Origin of the sequence: Streptomyces sp. V2I9, from assembly GCF_030817475.1 — a bacterium.
GTDB lineage: Bacteria > Actinomycetota > Actinomycetes > Streptomycetales > Streptomycetaceae > Streptomyces.
Window position 1 is genome coordinate 1,009,273 of the sequence record NZ_JAUSZJ010000002.1, and the last position, 16,282, is coordinate 1,025,554.

General features: G+C 73.5%; 16 protein-coding genes. 8 read left to right on the forward strand and 8 right to left on the reverse strand.

From position 1 onward, the window contains the following. Positions 1-144 precede the first annotated feature (144 nt). The 4 genes from hmgA to QFZ71_RS04535 all read left to right on the forward strand — a co-directional run bounded on the left by hmgA (position 145) and on the right by QFZ71_RS04535 (position 5,084). Positions 145-1,464: a homogentisate 1,2-dioxygenase gene (gene hmgA / locus QFZ71_RS04520; protein WP_307666953.1), complete on the forward strand. Its 1,320-nt coding sequence runs from the start codon at positions 145-147 to the stop codon at positions 1,462-1,464. Between the two features lie 34 nt (positions 1,465-1,498). Then, positions 1,499-2,410, forward strand: a complete 912-nt coding sequence (locus QFZ71_RS04525) for a GntR family transcriptional regulator (protein WP_373465078.1) — start codon at positions 1,499-1,501, stop codon at positions 2,408-2,410. A 69-nt stretch (positions 2,411-2,479) separates the two neighbouring features. Beyond that, a complete protein-coding gene (locus QFZ71_RS04530; protein WP_307666954.1) occupies positions 2,480-3,772 on the forward strand; it encodes a type ISP restriction/modification enzyme in 1,293 nt (430 codons plus the stop codon). Positions 3,773-3,887: 115 nt separating this feature from the next. Then, complete coding sequence (locus tag QFZ71_RS04535) at positions 3,888-5,084, forward strand: CaiB/BaiF CoA-transferase family protein (RefSeq protein WP_307666955.1); 1,197 nt, start codon at positions 3,888-3,890, stop codon at positions 5,082-5,084. A 40-nt stretch (positions 5,085-5,124) separates the two neighbouring features. Here the strand turns inward: QFZ71_RS04535 and QFZ71_RS04540 are convergent, their stop codons facing one another. The 3 genes from QFZ71_RS04540 to QFZ71_RS04550 form a co-directional block, all read right to left on the reverse strand. After that, positions 5,125-5,388, reverse strand: a complete 264-nt coding sequence (locus QFZ71_RS04540; RefSeq protein ID WP_307666956.1) for a hypothetical protein — start codon at positions 5,386-5,388, stop codon at positions 5,125-5,127. A 276-nt stretch (positions 5,389-5,664) separates the two neighbouring features. Next, the gene (locus QFZ71_RS04545) at positions 5,665-6,468 is read right to left on the reverse strand and encodes an SGNH/GDSL hydrolase family protein (protein ID WP_307666957.1); all 804 of its coding nucleotides are present in this window, start codon (positions 6,466-6,468) and stop codon (positions 5,665-5,667) included. Positions 6,469-6,632: 164 nt separating this feature from the next. Then, a complete protein-coding gene (locus QFZ71_RS04550; protein WP_307666958.1) occupies positions 6,633-7,007 on the reverse strand; it encodes a GntR family transcriptional regulator in 375 nt (124 codons plus the stop codon). 71 nt (positions 7,008-7,078) lie between these two features. Here QFZ71_RS04550 and QFZ71_RS04555 point away from each other — a divergent pair, with 71 nt between their 5' ends. Together QFZ71_RS04555 and QFZ71_RS04560 are read left to right on the forward strand one after the other, a co-directional pair. Further along, positions 7,079-7,999 (forward strand): GNAT family N-acetyltransferase, encoded by a 921-nt coding sequence (locus tag QFZ71_RS04555; RefSeq protein WP_307666959.1) that lies wholly within the window; start codon positions 7,079-7,081, stop codon positions 7,997-7,999. Then, on the forward strand, positions 7,980-8,492 hold the full coding sequence (locus QFZ71_RS04560; protein ID WP_307666960.1) for a DUF402 domain-containing protein: 513 nt from the start codon (positions 7,980-7,982) through the stop codon (positions 8,490-8,492). Before QFZ71_RS04555 ends, QFZ71_RS04560 begins: the two co-directional genes overlap by 20 nt. Before the next feature lie 39 nt (positions 8,493-8,531). Here QFZ71_RS04560 and QFZ71_RS04565 read toward each other — a convergent pair whose 3' ends face one another. From QFZ71_RS04565 to QFZ71_RS04580, 4 genes are read right to left on the reverse strand one after another with little or no spacing between them, the layout of a single operon-like run. After that, positions 8,532-10,025, reverse strand: coding sequence for a trifunctional class I SAM-dependent methyltransferase/NUDIX hydrolase/VOC family protein (locus QFZ71_RS04565; protein ID WP_307666961.1), 1,494 nt, complete (start codon positions 10,023-10,025; stop codon positions 8,532-8,534). Positions 10,026-10,037: 12 nt separating this feature from the next. Then, positions 10,038-11,567, reverse strand: a complete 1,530-nt coding sequence (locus QFZ71_RS04570) for a tripartite tricarboxylate transporter permease (protein WP_307666962.1) — start codon at positions 11,565-11,567, stop codon at positions 10,038-10,040. A 3-nt stretch (positions 11,568-11,570) separates the two neighbouring features. Further along, entirely contained in the window at positions 11,571-12,128 is a 558-nt protein-coding gene (locus tag QFZ71_RS04575) for a tripartite tricarboxylate transporter TctB family protein (protein WP_373465079.1), read from the reverse strand. After that, positions 12,125-13,108 carry a tripartite tricarboxylate transporter substrate binding protein gene (locus tag QFZ71_RS04580; RefSeq protein WP_307666963.1) on the reverse strand — a complete coding sequence of 328 codons (984 nt, stop codon included), beginning with the start codon at positions 13,106-13,108 and terminating at the stop codon, positions 12,125-12,127. The genes QFZ71_RS04575 and QFZ71_RS04580 overlap by 4 nt, the downstream gene beginning before the upstream one ends. A 148-nt stretch (positions 13,109-13,256) precedes the next feature. Here QFZ71_RS04580 and QFZ71_RS04585 point away from each other — a divergent pair, with 148 nt between their 5' ends. Both QFZ71_RS04585 and QFZ71_RS04590 read left to right on the forward strand, forming a co-directional pair. Then, positions 13,257-13,910, forward strand: a complete 654-nt coding sequence (locus tag QFZ71_RS04585) for a response regulator (protein WP_307671337.1) — start codon at positions 13,257-13,259, stop codon at positions 13,908-13,910. A gap of 182 nt (positions 13,911-14,092) precedes the next feature. Then, positions 14,093-15,091, forward strand: coding sequence for a lytic polysaccharide monooxygenase (locus QFZ71_RS04590; protein ID WP_307666964.1), 999 nt, complete (start codon positions 14,093-14,095; stop codon positions 15,089-15,091). A gap of 131 nt (positions 15,092-15,222) precedes the next feature. On the opposite strand, the gene QFZ71_RS04595 is transcribed toward QFZ71_RS04590, so the two are convergent. After that, the gene (locus QFZ71_RS04595) at positions 15,223-16,116 is read right to left on the reverse strand and encodes a triacylglycerol lipase (RefSeq protein WP_307666965.1); all 894 of its coding nucleotides are present in this window, start codon (positions 16,114-16,116) and stop codon (positions 15,223-15,225) included. Positions 16,117-16,282: the final 166 nt, after the last annotated feature.

Here is a 16,282-nt window from a genome sequence, read left to right on the forward strand (position 1 = left end):
CGGCGCGCACCACGCATGGCGCGGCACGCACCACGAATGGCGCGATGTATGCCGTTGACGCGCCCCGTTCTCATTCCTACGGTGGTGCATAGGATTTGTCGTCCGACGGGTCCGAGGGCTTCTTGGGCACACCGGGAGTGCGGGATGAGCGCGATCGACCAGGCGAGGAAGACGGCCGAGGGGCTGGCGTACTCCTCGGGCTTCGGCAACGAGCACAGCTCGGAGGCGGTTCCCGGGGCTCTGCCGCACGGCCGCAACTCCCCTCAGCGCGCCCCGCTCGGACTGTACGCGGAGCAGCTGAGCGGCTCCGCCTTCACCGAGCCGCGCGCGGACAACCGCCGTTCCTGGCTCTACCGCATCCGCCCCTCGGCCGCCCACCCGGCGTTCACCCGCACCGACAACGGGGGGCTGCGCTCCGCTCCGTTCACCGAGACCGTGCCGGACCCGAACCGGCTCCGCTGGAACCCGCTGCCCGACCCCGCGCCCGGCACGGACTTCCTGAGCGGCCTGTGGACGCTGGGAGGCAACGGCGACGTCACCCAGCGCGCCGGGATGGCGATCCACCTCTACCACGCCGACTCCTCGATGACGGACCGGGTGTTCAGCGACTCGGACGGCGAGCTGCTGATCGTCCCGGAGCGCGGCGGACTGCTGCTCCGTACCGAGCTGGGCCTCCTGCGCGCCGAGCCGGGCCATGTCGCGCTGATCCCGCGCGGGGTCCGCTTCCGGGTGGAGCTGCTGGAGGAGACCGCGCGGGGTTACGTCTGCGAGAACTACGGCCGCCCGTTCGCGCTGCCCGGCCTCGGCCCGATCGGCGCCAACGGCCTCGCCAACGCCCGCGACTTCCTCGCCCCTGTCGCCGCGTACGAGGACCGTGAGGGCCCGGTGGAGGTGGTCAACAAGTTCTGCGGCAACCTCTGGACGGCGACGTACGACCACTCGCCGCTCGACGTGGTGGCCTGGCACGGCAACCACACCCCGTACGTCTACGACCTGCGCCGGTTCAACGTGATCGGCACGATCAGCTACGACCACCCCGACCCGTCGATCTTCACCGTGCTGACCTCGCCGTCCGACACACCGGGGCTGGCCGGGGTGGACTTCGTCGTCTTCGCGCCGCGCTGGCTGGTCGGCGAGGACACCTTCCGGCCGCCGTACTTCCACCGCAACGTGATGAGCGAGTACATGGGCCTGATCGACGGGGCGTACGACGCGAAGGCGGACGGGTTCGTCCCCGGCGGCGGCTCGCTGCACAACATGATGTCGGCGCACGGCCCGGACCGGGAGACGTTCGACCGGGCGAGCGCGGCGGAGCTGACACCGCAGAAGATCGACGACGGCCTCGCCTTCATGTTCGAGACCCGCTGGCCGGTGACGGCGACCGCGCAGGCGGCCGCCGCCGGCCATCTGCAGCGTGGCTACGACGACGTGTGGCAGGGTCTGAGCCGCAACTTCCGGCCGTAGACGGCCGAAGGCCCAAGGACGGGACGGGGACGACGTGACAGAGAGCCACGGACAGGCCGGGGCGGGCGGCCGGGAGGCCGAGGGAGCCGCCGCCACGGCTCCCGGCCCCGGCGCGGTGGCCCGGGCGGCGGGCCCGGACGCCGGCCCCGGCCCGGCGCCCGCGACGGCCCCCGTGCCGGGCCCGCCCGCCTCCGGCCCGCCCGCGTTCGCCCCCGACTCCCTCGTCCTGAACCGGAAGCTGCCCCTCTGGTACCAGGTCTCCCAGTCGCTGCGCGCCTCCATACTCGGCCGCCCGCAGGGCTCCCCCGCCCGGCTGCCCACCGAGGAGCAGCTCGCCGCGCACTACGGGGTCAGCGTGCTCACCATGCGGCAGGCCCTCAAGGAGCTGGAGACGGAGGGGCTGATCAGCCGGCACCGGCGGCGCGGCACGTTCATCGAGCCGCGTGCCCGGCGGGTCTCCCCGGTCCGGCTGCTGGGTTCGGTGGACGCGATCGTGGCCCAGCAGTCCGGGGAGGCGACGACGGTTCTCGGCCACGGCCCCACCCCGGTACCGGGTGATCTCGCGGAGTTCTTCCCCGGCTGCGCCGAGGTGACCTGCTACCGGCGGCTGCGCCGCGACGGCCGGAGCGAGGAACCCACCAACTGGGCGGAGAACGCGGTGCTCCCCGACATCGCCGCCCGGATCGATGTGGCCGACCTCGAACGGTGGCCGATGACCAAGGTCCTGCGCGACGTCGTCGGGGTGAAGATCTCCCGGATCACCGACACGGTGGAGGCCCGTCTCGCCGACCCCGTCACCGCCGACCTGCTCCGGGTCCCGCTGCTCAGCCCGATCCTGCACTACACGGGCGTGACGTACGACGAGGAGGGGCGTGTGGTGGACGTCGCCCGGATCCGCTACCGGGGCGACCGGTTCGCCTTCTCGGTGACGGTGGAGGCCCACTGACCCCGCCCGCGGGGGCGCCGCCCGCCGTTACGATGCGGGAGGTCACGGCGGACAGGGGAGGACGGCTCGGTGGCAGCGCGCAGGACGGCGGCAGCAGCGTCCGGAGGGGGCACGGACTCCTCGCCGCTCGACACGTTCGCGCCGCTCGACGAGCTGATGCCGTGGTCGTCGAGGCCGTTGAGGACCGGCCGCGCCTGGGTGAGCGGCCCCGATCCGGCGGCGCTCCGGGCCCGCTGGGAGCGGCTGGCTTCCGCTGAACCCGCCGAGCAGGAGCGGCTGTTCGCGTCCACTCGTTCCCGTACGCCGCGCACCTCGGTCGCCGCCCTGCCCGGCCAGTCCACCGGAACGGCCCGCTTCGCCCGGTCGCCGGGCCCCTGCCCCGACCCCGTACGCATCCTGCACGGCCCCTACGACGAGCAGTGGCTGCTCCCCGACCACCGGCTGATCGACGCGGCCCGTCCGGAGCTGTGGCGGGTCGCCGACGGGCAGCAGCTCTTCGCGGTCGAGCACGGCACGGCCCCCGAGGACTCCGGGCCCGCCCTGTCGGTGACCGCGCTGCTGCCCGACGGGTACTCCCCCGCCGGGCGGCCAGGGCGGATCAGGCCGCTGTTCCGCAGGCCCGGCGGCACGGAGCCCAACCTCGCGCCGGGGCTCGGGGAGCTGCTGCGTGGGCGGCTCGGCGGCGGGGCGGAGCCGGAGGCGTTCGCCCCGGAAGCGGTGCTGGCCTGGGTCCTGGCCGCCGCCCGGCCCTCCCCCGCCGGGCCCCGCGTCCCGCTGCCGGCCGAGGCCGAGGTGTGGTCGGCCGGGGTGGCGCTCGGCCGCGAGCTGACGCGGCTCCAGACGCGCGGGGCGCGGGGCGGCGAGCGGCCGAGGTTGCCGGGCGGGCGCAGACCCTATGTGCGGGCGGCGCTCCCGGCGCGCCCCGCGGAGCTGTCCTACGACGCCGGGGACGAGGCGCTGATCGTCGGCGGCGGCCGGATCGCGCCGGTGCCCGCGGCGGCCTGGGAGTTCACGGTGGGCGGCGTGCGGGTGCTGGAGCGGTGGTTCGGGCTCCGGGCCGCCGCGGCGGCGGGGCTGCGCACGGACGGGGAGGTTCCGGACGGTCTCGACGCGGTCGGCGCGCGCGACTGGCCCCGCGCGTGGACGTCGGAGCTGCTCGAACTGATCACCGTGCTCGCCCTGGTGGACGGCGCGGCGGGGCCCCGGAAGGAGCTGGCTGCCCGGCTGGACGCCGGGCCGCTGATCGGGCCCGCCGAACTGCGGGCGGCGGGGGTCCTGCCGGTCCCGGCCTCGGCCCGGCGTCCCGCGTCGGTGCTCGGGCACCAGGAGGAGGGCCCGGAGGGGCAGTTCGCGCTGCTGTAGCGCCCCGGCCCGTCCGCGGTCCGGGCGGGCCCGTTCCGCCCACCGGGCCGGGGAGAAATGGCGCACGGGCCGGGGAGGGATGACGCACGGGCCGGTCGGAGGGTATGCACGGGGGATGAACACATCTCCTCTTCCGCTCGACGGCATCACCGTGGTGGCCGTCGAGCAGGCGGTCGCCGCCCCCTTCGCCACCCGGCAGCTCGCCGATCTCGGCGCCAGGGTCCTCAAGGTGGAGCGCCCGGACGGCGGCGACTTCGCGCGCGGCTACGACACGGCGGCGCGCGGGCTCGCCTCGCACTTCGTCTGGTGCAACCGCGGCAAGGAGTCCCTGGCCGTCGATCTGAAGGACCCGCGCGGCCTCACGATCGTCCGTGAACTCATCGCCGGGGCCGATGTGTTCGTACAGAATCTGGCACAGGGGGCGGCGGCGCGGCTCGGGCTCGACGCCGCCTCGCTCTGCGCCGCCCACCCGCGCCTGGTGGCGGTGGACATCTCCGGGTACGGGGCGGCCGGGCCGTACGCGCACAAGCGGGCCTACGACATGCTGGTGCAGTGCGAGGCCGGTCTGGTCTCGGTCACGGGAACGCCGGAGCGGCCCGTGAAGGCGGGCGTTCCGGCGGCGGACATCGCGGCGGCCATGTACGCGTTCTCCGGGGTGCTCGCCGCACTCCTGCGCCGGGCGACCACCGGGCGCGGCGGCCCGGTGGAGGTCTCCATGCTGGACGCGCTCGCCGAGTGGATGGGCCACCCGCTGCACCAGGGCATGCACGGCGCCGCTCCCCCGGCGCGCACCGGTCTCGCGCATTCGGTGATCGCCCCGTACGACGCCTACGCGACGGCGGACGGCGAACAGGTACTGCTCTCCGTGCAGAACGACCGGGAGTGGCGGCGGCTGGCCGGACAGGTGCTCGGGCGGCCCGAGTTGGCCGATGATCCGGACTTCGCGACGAACGCGGCGCGGACCGCGAACCGGGAACGGACCGACGAGGCGGTGGGCCGGGCGGTGGCGGCCCTGACGGGCGATGAGGCACTGGCCGGGCTGGAGGCGGCGGGCATCGCCTGCGCCCGGCTGAACACGGTCGCCGACGTGGCGGCGCATCCGCAGCTGGCGGCACGGGACCGGTGGCGGGAGGTGGGTTCGCCGGTGGGGCCGCTGCGGGCTCTGTTGCCGCCGATCACGCTGCCGGGGAGCGAGGAGGCGCGGATGGGCGCCGTACCGGCGCTGGGTGAACACACCGATGCACTGCTGCGAGCCCTGGGGATGACGGACGAGCAGACATCGGTGCTGCGCCGGGACGGGGTGATCGCCTGAGCCTTCCCGAGCGGAGGGCCGGGCGATGCCGTGCGGTGGGTCAGCGGCGGCTGCCGAAGAGGGAGCGCCGCAGTCGCCGCAGCGGCGCGAAGAGCGACACGCGCGCACTCCTGCTCCGACGGCTGCGCGCGGCGTCGCGCGAGGTCAGCTCACGCATCAGCAGCGTCGCTTCGGCCGCTTCGCGCTGCGGGACGACGGGGCCGCCGAGCACCGCGAGATGGCGGTCGAGGCGCGTACTGGTCGCACCGCTCCCGCATGTGATGGCAGGCACACGCGGCCTGCTCCGCACCGTTATCTGTTCCATGTCACTCCCCACCCGTACGAGGGCACCCGGTCCGGGCAGGTTAACCCTATCGCCCTCCGGGGACACCCGTGTATCCCGGCCACGGGAGTGCGCACACATATACGGAGGTTGACGGGCCGTTACCGAATGCGCGCGATTCCAGGGCGACTTGGGACAGTTCGCCTGGTTTGCTCAGCAGGTCGGCGGCTTTCGCGTCCTCCCCCCGGCCCCGTGGAGCGGGAGACCTCGCCCGGCGAGGCCTCCCGTCCGGTCACGAATGCGGGAGGAACGCGCTTGTCAGAGCGCGGACTTGAACACCGGAAGATAGCCGCCCGACTGTCCGGCGGCGGTGGGGTGGTAGGACTCGCCGATGTTCAGCCAGTTCACGCTGTGCAGCCAGGAGTTGCTGGAGCAGATCTCGTGCCCGGTGAACGTCGTCCGCACGTCGCCGAAGGTGAAGCCGTGGTCCGCGGCCCGCTTGGCGGTGGCCGTGTTGAGGTGGTCGGAGGCCGCGTTGATGGCGGAGCGCTCCTTCTCGCTCAGACCGGCGATGCAGCCGCCGCCCAACTGGTAGAAGCGGGGGTAGCCGAGGACCACGACGCGCGCGGAGGGGGCCTTGGAGCGGATGGCCGTGTACACGGAGTCGAGCCGGCCCGGCAGGGTGGTGTCGACGTAGGAGCGGGCGGTGGCGATCCGGTTGAGGCAGGTGGCCTCGGACTGCAGGACGCAGGTCGTCATCACGTCGGCGAACCCGGCGTCGTTGCCTCCGATGGAGATGGAGACGAGGTCGGTCGAGGCGGCCAGCTTGCCGAGCTGGCCACCCGTGACATCTCCGGTCCGGGCGCCGGAGCAGGCGGCGAAGTCGAACGAGGAGGGGGAGTTGGCGGCAGCCCAGAGGGCCGGGTACGCGCGGCTGCTGCGCTTGCAGCTGGAGCCGTCGTAGCTGCCGGCTCCGACGCCGGAGGAGTACGAGTCACCGAGGGCCACGTAGTCGACGGCCGCGGCGGAGGAATCGGCGTTCGCGACCCCGGCACCGGTGAGGGCGAGGGCGGCGCCGAGCAGGAGGGAAGACGAGAACGCCACGAGTCTGGACATTTTCATGAAACTCCTTGGACTCCTTGGGCAGGGGGTTTCTGCCTACTCCGTAGTAGCAGCGCACCCGTCACTCCGGAAGTGTTCATGCCAAAAATATGCGCGGCATGCTTCCGTCCGCCCCCGGCCGTTCGCCCGGAGCTCCCCGGCTCCCGACGGCACCGCGGGAGGGGTCAGTCCCCGTACGCCGCCCGGACCGCGTCCTCGGCCAGGGACAGGGCCTGCTGCCGGGTGAGGCCCAGCCGTTCGGCGGTCTCCGCGTACAACTGCGCCGCGGCCGCCGCCCGCTGTTCGGCCGCTCCACCGGCGGCCGCGATGAAGGTGCCGTTGCGCCCGCGGGTCTCGATCACCCCGTCCGCCTCCAGGGCGCGGTAGGTCTTCGCAACAGTGTTGGCGGCGAGGCCCAGCTCCTCGGCGAAGCCGCGTACGGTCGGAAGCCGGTGGCCGACCGGCAGCGCGCCGGACAGGGCCAGTTCGGCCAACTGCGCGCGGAGTTGCTCGTACGGGGCGATGCCCGAGTCCGGGTCGAGGACGATCGTGTAGGTCACGGCCCCGATTCTCCCCCACCGCCGGAAAAAGAGGAGGCGTCCGGGCCGCCGCCGCGCATACGGTCCACCCCATGACTGTGATCGTGCGCGACTTCCGGCCTTCCGACGCCGACGAGTGGACCCGGGTCCGCCGGGCCTCGGTCCCCTGGATGGTGGCCACCCCCGACCAGATCCTCCACGACCGGGCCCACGCCCATCCCGACCGGCACTACCGGCTGCTGGTCGCCGAGGAGGACGGCGAGATCATCGCCACCGCCCAGGCCGGCATCGCCCACGAGAGCCCGGAGCCGGGGCAGGGGTACTTCACCCCGCACACGCTTCCCGGCCGCACCGGGCGCGGGGCCGGCTCGCTGCTGCTGCGCACGGCGGAGGAGCACCTGGCCGAGGCCGGGGCCACGGTCCTGTACGTGTGGGCCCTGGACGATCCGGAGAGCCTGGCGTTCGCCCGCAACCGGGGCTACGAGCCCCGCCGTTCCGCCCACTTCCAGCGTCTCGGCCTCGCGGACGGGGCCCTGCCGCCGCGCGACGCGGTCCCGGCCGGCGTCGAGCTGCGGCCCGGATCCGCCTTCGCCGACGACCCCCGGCCGCTGTTCGAGGCGGACGCCGAGGTGACGGCGGACGAGCCGGGCGACATCACCTCCGAGCTGGAGGACTACGAGGACTGGCTGACGAACACCTGGCGGCACCCGGCCTTCGACCAGGAGCTCACCTCGGTGGCGCTGGTCGACGGGAAGGTGGCGGCGTTCAGCGCGGCCACCACCGACGGCGCGCGGACCTATCTGAGCGGAATGACCGGCACCCTGCGGGAGTTCCGGGGGCGGGGCCTGGCGAAGCTGGCGAAGAACGATTCGCTGCACCGGGCGCGGGCCGCCGGTTACACGGACGCCTACACCTCCAACGACAGCGGCAACGAGCCGATGCTGGCCATCAACCGGTGGTTCGGCTACCAGGTCTGCGCGACGGAGGTCCGCCATGTCCGGACCCTCTCCTGATCTCCTGGCCGCCGGCGGCCAGGAGCTGGTCGTCGTCCTGACCAAGGCGGGCCGCGTCAAGATCAGGTATCCGGCCGAGGCGGTCCGGGACGACGGGGTCCGCGTCACGGTCCGCGCGCCGTGGGCGGCGTCCGGGGTGCGGGACTTCGGGTTCGTCCGCTTCGAGCCGGGCGACGTCCTCACCGAGCACTACTGGCGGGACCGGTGGTTCGCCGTGAAGGAGGTCCGGGACGGGCACGGTGTGCTCAAGGGCTGGTACTGCGACATCACCCGGCCCGCCGTGCTGGCGGGCGGGGTGCTGACGGTCGAGGACCTGGACCTGGATCTGTGGGTCTCGGCCGACGGGGCGTCGGTCCTGCGGCTGGACGAGGACGAGTTCGAGGAGAGCGGCCTGGCCGGGCGTGATCCGGCGGCGGCCGGGGCGGCGGTCGCGGCCCTGGACGAGCTGGAACGCCTGGCCCGCACGGAGGGACTGGCCACGCTGCTGGTCTGACGGCCCCCGGCCGCACGACTCCCCCGGCGGCCTCCCGGCTCAGGGCCCCCGCGGGGAGTCCGCGACCAGCTCGACCTCGTACCCCGCCGGGTCCTCCAGATAGACGGCACAGTGCCCCGCGCCGCCCGCATACGGGTGGCGGTCGGGGAACAGCAGCCGCCAGCCGTACGCCGGGGCCTCGGCCGTCAGGGCGTCGAGGGCGGCCCGGTCGCCGACGTGGAACGCCAGGTGGTTGAGGCCGGGGCGGCGGCGGTCGTGGCCGCCCGGCGCCAGGTCCGGCGACTGCTCCAGCACGACGTACGCGTCGCCGCGCCGCCAGCTGCGGCCGTGGGCCCAGTGCTGGTACGGGACATGGCCGAGCCGGACCAGCAGCCAGCCCCAGCCGCGCTCCGCCTCCGCCAGATCGGGCACCCACAGCTCGATGTGGTGCACCCGGCCGGCGGCGTCGTCGGCGGCGGGCAGCGGAACGGCCCGTCCGGCACTGCCGGGAACGTACGCGATCGGCTCCCCGTCCCGGTGCCGGTGGAGCAGGAAGCGCTCGCCCGACCGGTAGCCGTCCAGGCCCGCGCGGCAGTACGCGACCATGTCGTCCGGCAGCGCGGCCAGCGGGAACCAGTCCAGCTCGGAGCACTTCTCCGGCTCCGCGTTGCGCGGCGGGCGGGCCGGGTCGTGCTCCGCGACGAAGAACCAGCCCATGCGCGCCCCGCCGCCCGGGCCCCGGTGCTGCATCACCAGGGCCACCCGCAGCTCCTCGGGATCCAGGCGGAGGCCGAGCTCCTCCGCGGCCTCCCGGATCATCGCCTCGCGGACGTCCTCGCCGTCCTCCGCGTGGCCGGAGGGCAGATGGAGCAGCCCGTCCGCGTAGCCCGTGTTCGCGCGGCGGGCGAGCAGGACGTCCGGGCCCCGGCGGAGGATCAGATGGACGTCGACGACCTCGGTGTGCCGGTGCGGGGGCATCGCGCGGGCGATCAGCGCATAGCGCTCGTCGGCGACCTCCCTGCCCCACAGCCGGGCGTCGGGGGCCAGGTCCTCGTGGTGGATCCGCTCGGTGTGGGCGGAGAGCAGGGCGGTCAGTTCGGTGGCACAGAGGCCGTCGCCGCCCCACACCCCTTCGATCAGGATGAGCCGCCCGCCCGGCTTGAGCAGGCCGAACCAGTGCGTGAGGACTGCCGCGGGGTCGGGCAGCAGCCAGACGACGTGCCGGGCGAGCACGACGTCGAACGACCGCTCACCGACCGGGGGCCGGGCGGCGTCCCCGACGAGGACCTCCGCCCCGGTCCCGGCGAGCTTGGCGCGGGCCAGCTCGGCCATGCGGGGCGAGCGGTCGACGGCCGTGACGCGGTGGCCCTGGCCCGCGGCGAGCAGGGAGAGGCTCCCCGTACCGCACCCGAGGTCCAGCACGTCGCTCCGGGTGGCGGGCAGCCAGCTCTCCAGCCGCCCGGCCCAGGCGTCGCGCACCACCGGGTCCAGGAGCCCGTGGTCGGGCTCCCGGTCGAAGGTGCGGGCGGCCTCGTCCCAGTCGATCGTGGTCATGGTCCGATGTTCTCAGCCGCCACTGACAGGGCGGGTGCCCTCCGTCCCGTGCCGGTCGCCGCGCAGCCGCCGGACCAGCCGCCCGATCAGCGGCCAGGCCGCGATCAGCACCACGATCGCGTACACCGTGACGGAGAACGGGGTGTTGACCAGGCCGGACACGCTGCCGTCGCTGATCTGGAGCGCGCGCCGCAGCTGCTGCTCGGCGGCCGGGCCGAGGATCACCCCGATGACGGCGGGCAGCACCGGCAGCCCGTAGCGCCGCATCCCGAACCCGATCAGACCGATGACCAGGAGGATCACCAGATCGAGGGACTCCCCGCCGACCGCGTACGCGCCGACGGCGGCGAAGAAGAGGATGCCCGCGTACAGATAGGGGCGCGGGATGCGCAGGAGCTTCGCCCAGAGAGGGGCGAGCGGCAGGTTGAGGGCGAGCAGCAGCACCATACCGACGAAGAGCGAGGCGATGAGGCCCCAGACCAGCTCCGGTTCGCGTTCGAACAGCAGGGGGCCCGGCTGGATTCCGTACTGCTGGAAGGCGGCCAGCATCACGGCGGCGACGGCGGTGGTGGGCAGTCCGAGGGTGAGCATCGAGACGAGGGTCCCGGCGGCCGAGGCGGAGGCGGCGGCCTCCGGTCCGGCGACGCCCTCGATGGCCCCCTTGCCGAACTGGTCGCGGTGCTTGGAGAGCCGCTTCTCGGTGACGTAGCTGAGGAAGGTGGGGATCTCCGCGCCGCCCGCGGGGATCGCCCCGAACGGAAAGCCGATGACGGGGCCGCGCAGCCAGGGCTTCCAGGTGCGCTTCAGGTCGACCCGGCCGAGCCAGGGGCGGCCGACAGGGATCGGGCTGCCGGGTGAGCGGCGCAGATGGGCGGCGACCCAGAGGGCCTCGCCGATCGCGAACAGTCCGACCGCGACGATGACCACGTCGACGCCGTCGGCGAGATGGAGCGAGCCGAAGGTCAGGCGCTGCTGACCGGTCATCTGGTCGAGTCCGACGAGGCCGATGGTGAGGCCGATGAGCAGCGAGGCGATGCCCCGGAGGCGGGAGGCGCCGAGGACGGAGGTGACGGCGATGAAGGCCAGCACCATGATGGCGAAGTAGTCGGGGGCACCGATGCCGATGGCCAGGGAGGCCACGGTCGGGGCGAGGACGACCAGCAGGATCGTGCCGATCATGCCGCCCGCGAAGTGCCCGATCGCTGCGGCGGCGAGCGCCTGCGCCCCGCGTCCGCCCTTGGCCATCGGGTTGCCCTCGATCGCGGCGACCACGGCGGCGCTCTCGCCGGGGGTGTTGAGGAGGATCGAGGTGGTGGAGCCGCCGAACATCGCGCCGTAGTAGATCCCGGCGAACATGATGAACGCGCCGGTCGGGTCCAGTCCGTACGTCACCGGGAGCAGCAGCGCCACGGCCATCGCCGGGCCGATTCCGGGGAGCACGCCGATCGCGGTGCCGAGCAGGACGCCGAGGGCGGCCCACAGCAGGTTCATCGGGGTGAGCGCGGTGCCGAAGCCGTCGATGAGGGAGGTGAGGGAATCCATCGGTCAGAGCACCCCCATCAGCGGGCCGCCCGGAAGGGGGACACCGAGCAGGTTGTCGAAGACGAAGTAGGTGAAGAGGGAGAGGCCGGCCGCGATGAGCGGGTCCCGGCCGTGGTGCCGGCTGCCGAGCACGTAGGCGGAGCCCCAGAAGAGCAGCGCCCCGGAGATCGGGAAGCCCAGGGGGCCGATCAGGGCGGCGGCGGCGAGGAAGACCCCGGTGAGGAGAAGGACCGTGCGCCGGTCGGCGGGCGCGTCGAGGTCGACGTCCTCGCCGCCCTCCGCCTCGCCGCGTCCGCCGCGCAGGACGTCGACGGCGAGCAGGACGGCGATGAGGAGGAACAGGCCGCCGATGACGAAGGGGACCGTCCGGGGGCCGACGGGGCCGCGCTGGGCGATGTCGACGCTCATGGTGAGGGCGTCGGTGAGCACGAGCAAGCCGAGCGCGAACAGCAGGACGCAGACGCCGAGTTCGGAGTGGTCGCGCAGCCAGGATCGGGAGGCCGCACGGGGTGCCGTGCCGGTCCCGTCGGGGCGGGCCGGTCCGGTGGGTTCGGTGGTCACAGCCCCAGCTCCTTGAGGACGGTGGCGACGCGCCGGTCCTGCTCGTCGAGGAAGTCGCCGAAGGGTTCGCCGACGAGGAGGGCGTCGTCCCAGCCGTTCTTCTTCATCGACTCCTTCCACTCCTTCGTGCCGTGCAGTTCGCGGACCAGGCCGGTGAGCTTGTCCCGTTCGGTGTCCGAGAGGCCGGGCGGGGCGACGATGCCGCGCCAGTTGGTGAACTCGGTGTCGAGTCCGGCCTCGCGCAGGGTGGGGGCGTCGAGGCCCGGCACCCGCTTCGGGCCGGTCACCGCGAGGAGCCGCAGCTCGCCCGCCTCGATCTGGTCGCGGTACTCCCCGAGGCCGGAGACCCCGAAGCCGACCTTGTTGCCGAGGATCGAGGCGAGGAGTTCGCCGCCGCCGTCGAACGGGACGTAGTTGACCGTCCTCGGGGCGATCCCGGCGGCCTGCGCCATGAGCATCGGGGCGAGGTGGTCGGGGCCGCCGGGTGAGGAGCCGCCGCCGACCGGGACGCCGGCCGGGTCCTTCTTCCAGGCGGCGAGCAGGTCGGCGACGGTGCGGTACGGAGAGTCCTCGGCGACGACGACGATGTCCGGCTCCTCGGTGAGCCGGGCGATCGGGGTGGTGTCGGCCAGCGTGCTCGGAGCCTTGTTGGTGTGGACGGCTCCGACCACACCGAGGCCCATGGAGAGGGCGAGCTTGCCGTTGCCCCGCTCGCCGACGAGCCGGGTCAGCCCGACCGTTCCGCCGGCACCCGGCAGGTTGAACACCTCGATGCCATGGGTGAGTCCGGCGTCCTCGGCGTTCATGGCCAGGGTGCGGGCGGTGATGTCGTAGCCACCGCCGGGGGTGTTGGGGACCATGAAGCGCAGTCCGGGAATGCGGGTGCCGGTGTCGGAGCCGTCACCGGTGGAGAGCAGGGGTGGTCCGACCACCACCAGCAACGCCGCCCCGAACAGGGCGAGCAGAGTGCGCAGTCGCACAGGATCCGCCTTTCGCTGTGAAGTGGCCCACATGTTGCCCGCGCGTTAAGAACCTGTCTCTCTTCCGGTATCAACGGACGTTGTGGTCATTGAGGTCGCGCCCTAGCGTGGCGGCGTGACGAGAGTGCTGGTGGTGGACGACGACTTCATGGTCGCCAAACTGCACAGCCGCTACGTGTCCGCCCTGGACGGCTTCGACGTCGTCGGGGCGGCGCACAACGGGGCCGAGGCCCTGCGGGCGGCCGAGCGGCTGCGCCCCGATCTGGTGCTGCTGGACATCTACCTGCCCGACATGGACGGGATCGACGTGCTGCGCGCGCTGCGCTCGGCCGAGGAGCGGGACGCCTCGCGCCCCAGCACGGACGCCCTGTTCATCACGGCCGCCCGCGACGCGGGGGTGATCCGGGCGGCGCTGCGCGCGGGGGCCCTGCACTATCTGATCAAGCCGTTCCACCGGTCCGCCCTCCAGGACCAGTTGCGCCATGTCGCCTCGCTGCGGGCCCGCCTGGACGAGCTGGGAGAGGCCCGCCAGGAGGACGTCGACCAGATCTTCGGCACCCGTCCGCCCGGCTCGCGCGAGCTGCCGAAGGGCCTGGCCGCGCCCACGGCCGACCTGGTGGAGCGCACCTTGCGCGACCACCCCGGCGGCCTGTCGGCCTCCGAGTGCGCCGAGGCGGGTTCGCTGTCGCGGGTGAGCGCACGCCGCTACCTGGAGTGGTTCGCCGGCACGGGCCGCGCCGAGGTGACCCTGCGCTACGGAGGCACGGGACGCCCGGAACGCCGCTACCGCTGGACGGGCTGAGAGGCGTCGCGGGCCGGCGGGCCGGGAAGTCTCAGCCCCCGCCTAACCGGTCCTTAACGGCACCCTAAGGATCGCCTCCACCCCCTCCCAGCAGGCGTTTTCACCCTTCCGAGCGGCTAGCTTGCTGATCGCCGCCCTCCATGGCAGCGGCGTAGTCGTGCCGTTCAGAAGGAGATCCACCCATGACCGCTCGTCGCAAGGCCGCCCGGATCCTCGCCCTCGGTGTCGCACCGCTCGCCCTGGCCGGACTGGCCGCCGCCCCCGCCGCCGCGCACGGTTCGCTCACCGACCCGGTGAGCCGGGTGTCCGCCTGTTACGCGGAGGGTCCGGAGAACCCGCGGTCGGCGGCGTGCAAGGCCGCCGTCGCCGCGGGCGGCACCCAGGCGCTGTACGACTGGAACGGGGTGAACATCGCCGACGCGGCGGGCAAGCACCGGGATCTGATCCCGGACGGCAAGCTGTGCAGCGCGGCCAACGACAAGTTCAGGGGCCTCGACCTGCCGCGCGCCGACTGGCCGGCCTCCGCGATGTCGGCGGGGAAGCACACCTTCGCGTTCCGCGCGACGGCCCCGCACGAGGGCTCGTTCGAGCTCTACCTGACCAGGCCCGGTTACGACGCCTCCCAGCCGCTCGCCTGGTCGGACCTGGAGGCGAAGCCCTTCGCCTCCGCCACCGACCCGGCGCTGAAGGACGGGTCGTACGTCTTCGACGGCACGGTCCCCCAGCGCTCCGGACGCCACCTCGTCTACACGATCTGGCAGCGCTCGGACTCCCCCGAGGCGTTCTACGCCTGCTCCGACGTGATGTTCGGCGGCGGGTCGGAGAAGGGGGCCGGCGTCGGCGCCCGGACTCCGAAGCCCCCCACCGCGCCGTCCGAGGACGCGATCGCCGAGGGCGCCGCGAAGTCGTCGGTCGAGCACGACGGCCACGGTGACGACGACGCGGACACCGGGGCGAAGGCCACGACCGCCGCACCGGCGGGCGAGGACCGGGCCGCGACGGGGGGCAACGCCCCGGCGGTGAACGCGGCGGCCGGGGAAGAGGTGCTGGCCGAGACGGGCGGTTCCGGCAGCAGCACCTACCTGGCCATCGGCGGCGCGGCGGCGCTCTCCGCCGGGGCGGCCGCGCTGTTCGCCTCGCAGCGCCGCCGGGCCACCACGACGGGCCGGCGCGGCCGCTGAGCCGCGCAGCGCCCCTCCCCCGGACCCCTGCCGCGTCCTTCCGGGACGTCGGGCGCGGCAGGACCTGACGGGCCGGGGCCCGCCGTCCGCTCCGTCGGACGTCGGGCCCCGGCCTTTCGGCGCGCCGCCGGTCAGCCGATGACCGAGGCGCAGGTGGTGGGGGTGGCGCGGGCCGGGTCGAGGGCGTTGGCCACCTCGTGGAAGGCGATGCGGTCGACGGTGCCGATCGCCACGTGCTCGGAGAGGTCGACCGGGCACAGGTCCTGGAGCAGGACGTTGCGTACGTTCGGCCCGTCCAGGTACTGCGTGCGGTACGGGGTCACGACCTGGTCGTACCTGGTCGCTATGACGGTGTAGCGGACGCCGGGCACCGTGTCGCCGCCCGCCGTGAGCTTGGTGATGAAGGGCGATCCGGCGACCTGGTCGGCGAGGCCGGGGGTCTGGTCGGTGATGAACTTCTCGACGCCGGGGAAGTGCGGGAGCAGCTTGGTGAGGCCGAGCAGCGTCGTGCCGTGGTTGTCCGGGGCGATGCCGACGAGCGCGTTGACCTTGTCGGCGCCGCCGAGGAACTTCAGGTAGTAGTTCGGCATCATGCCGCCCTGGGAGTGGCCGACGATGTCGGCCTTCGGGGCGCCGGTGGCGTCGAGCACCTGGTCGACGAACGCGTCGAGCTGTTCGGCGGACTTGTCGATCGGGCCGAGTCCGTGGAAGAACGGCACCCCCGGCAGCTGGCCGTAGTCGAGGGAGAAGACGCAGTAGCCCCGGTTGACCAGGTAGGGGGCGAGGACCAGCCAGTTGTCGATGGAGTTCCCGAACGTTCCGTGGACCAGGACGACGGGTCGGGGGTGGGCGGCCGAGGGCTTGCAGGAGTAGTCGTTCCAGCCGCGCGAGGTGGCCGTCTCGGCGGCGGGTGCCGCCGCGGTCGCCGTGGCCGCCGGGGCGACGAGCACGGTGAGGGCGAGAAGCAGGGCGGCGAGCAGGCTGCGCGTACGGGGAACGCGCGCAGCACGGAACCAGGGCAGCATCGTGGGATCTCCTTGCGGCTCAAGGGAGGTGCGATGGCGGTGCGCCCTGTGGCCCGGACCACAAGCTTTATGTGCTCATGCCAAATTACGCACGAGTAAGGTCCAGAGGGAAGTTACGCGTCGGTAAAAAAATGCCGGGCGGGAGACCGGCGAGGCCGCCCCGCGA

Bases quoted from the DNA above. Each gene is read 5' to 3' on its own strand.
- hmgA (WP_307666953.1), top strand. From the start codon at position 145: ATGAGCGCGATCGACCAGGCGAGGAAGACGGCCGAGGGGCTGGCGTAC.
- QFZ71_RS04535 (WP_307666955.1), top strand. From the start codon at position 3,888: ATGAACACATCTCCTCTTCCGCTCGACGGCATCACCGTGGTGGCCGTC.
- QFZ71_RS04540 (WP_307666956.1), bottom strand. From the start codon at position 5,388: ATGGAACAGATAACGGTGCGGAGCAGGCCGCGTGTGCCTGCCATCACA.
- QFZ71_RS04545 (WP_307666957.1), bottom strand. From the start codon at position 6,468: ATGAAAATGTCCAGACTCGTGGCGTTCTCGTCTTCCCTCCTGCTCGGC.
- QFZ71_RS04555 (WP_307666959.1), top strand. From the start codon at position 7,079: ATGACTGTGATCGTGCGCGACTTCCGGCCTTCCGACGCCGACGAGTGG.
- QFZ71_RS04560 (WP_307666960.1), top strand. From the start codon at position 7,980: ATGTCCGGACCCTCTCCTGATCTCCTGGCCGCCGGCGGCCAGGAGCTG.
- QFZ71_RS04565 (WP_307666961.1), bottom strand. From the start codon at position 10,025: ATGACCACGATCGACTGGGACGAGGCCGCCCGCACCTTCGACCGGGAG.
- QFZ71_RS04570 (WP_307666962.1), bottom strand. From the start codon at position 11,567: ATGGATTCCCTCACCTCCCTCATCGACGGCTTCGGCACCGCGCTCACC.
- QFZ71_RS04585 (WP_307671337.1), top strand. From the start codon at position 13,257: ATGGTCGCCAAACTGCACAGCCGCTACGTGTCCGCCCTGGACGGCTTC.
- QFZ71_RS04590 (WP_307666964.1), top strand. From the start codon at position 14,093: ATGACCGCTCGTCGCAAGGCCGCCCGGATCCTCGCCCTCGGTGTCGCA.
- QFZ71_RS04595 (WP_307666965.1), bottom strand. From the start codon at position 16,116: ATGCTGCCCTGGTTCCGTGCTGCGCGCGTTCCCCGTACGCGCAGCCTG.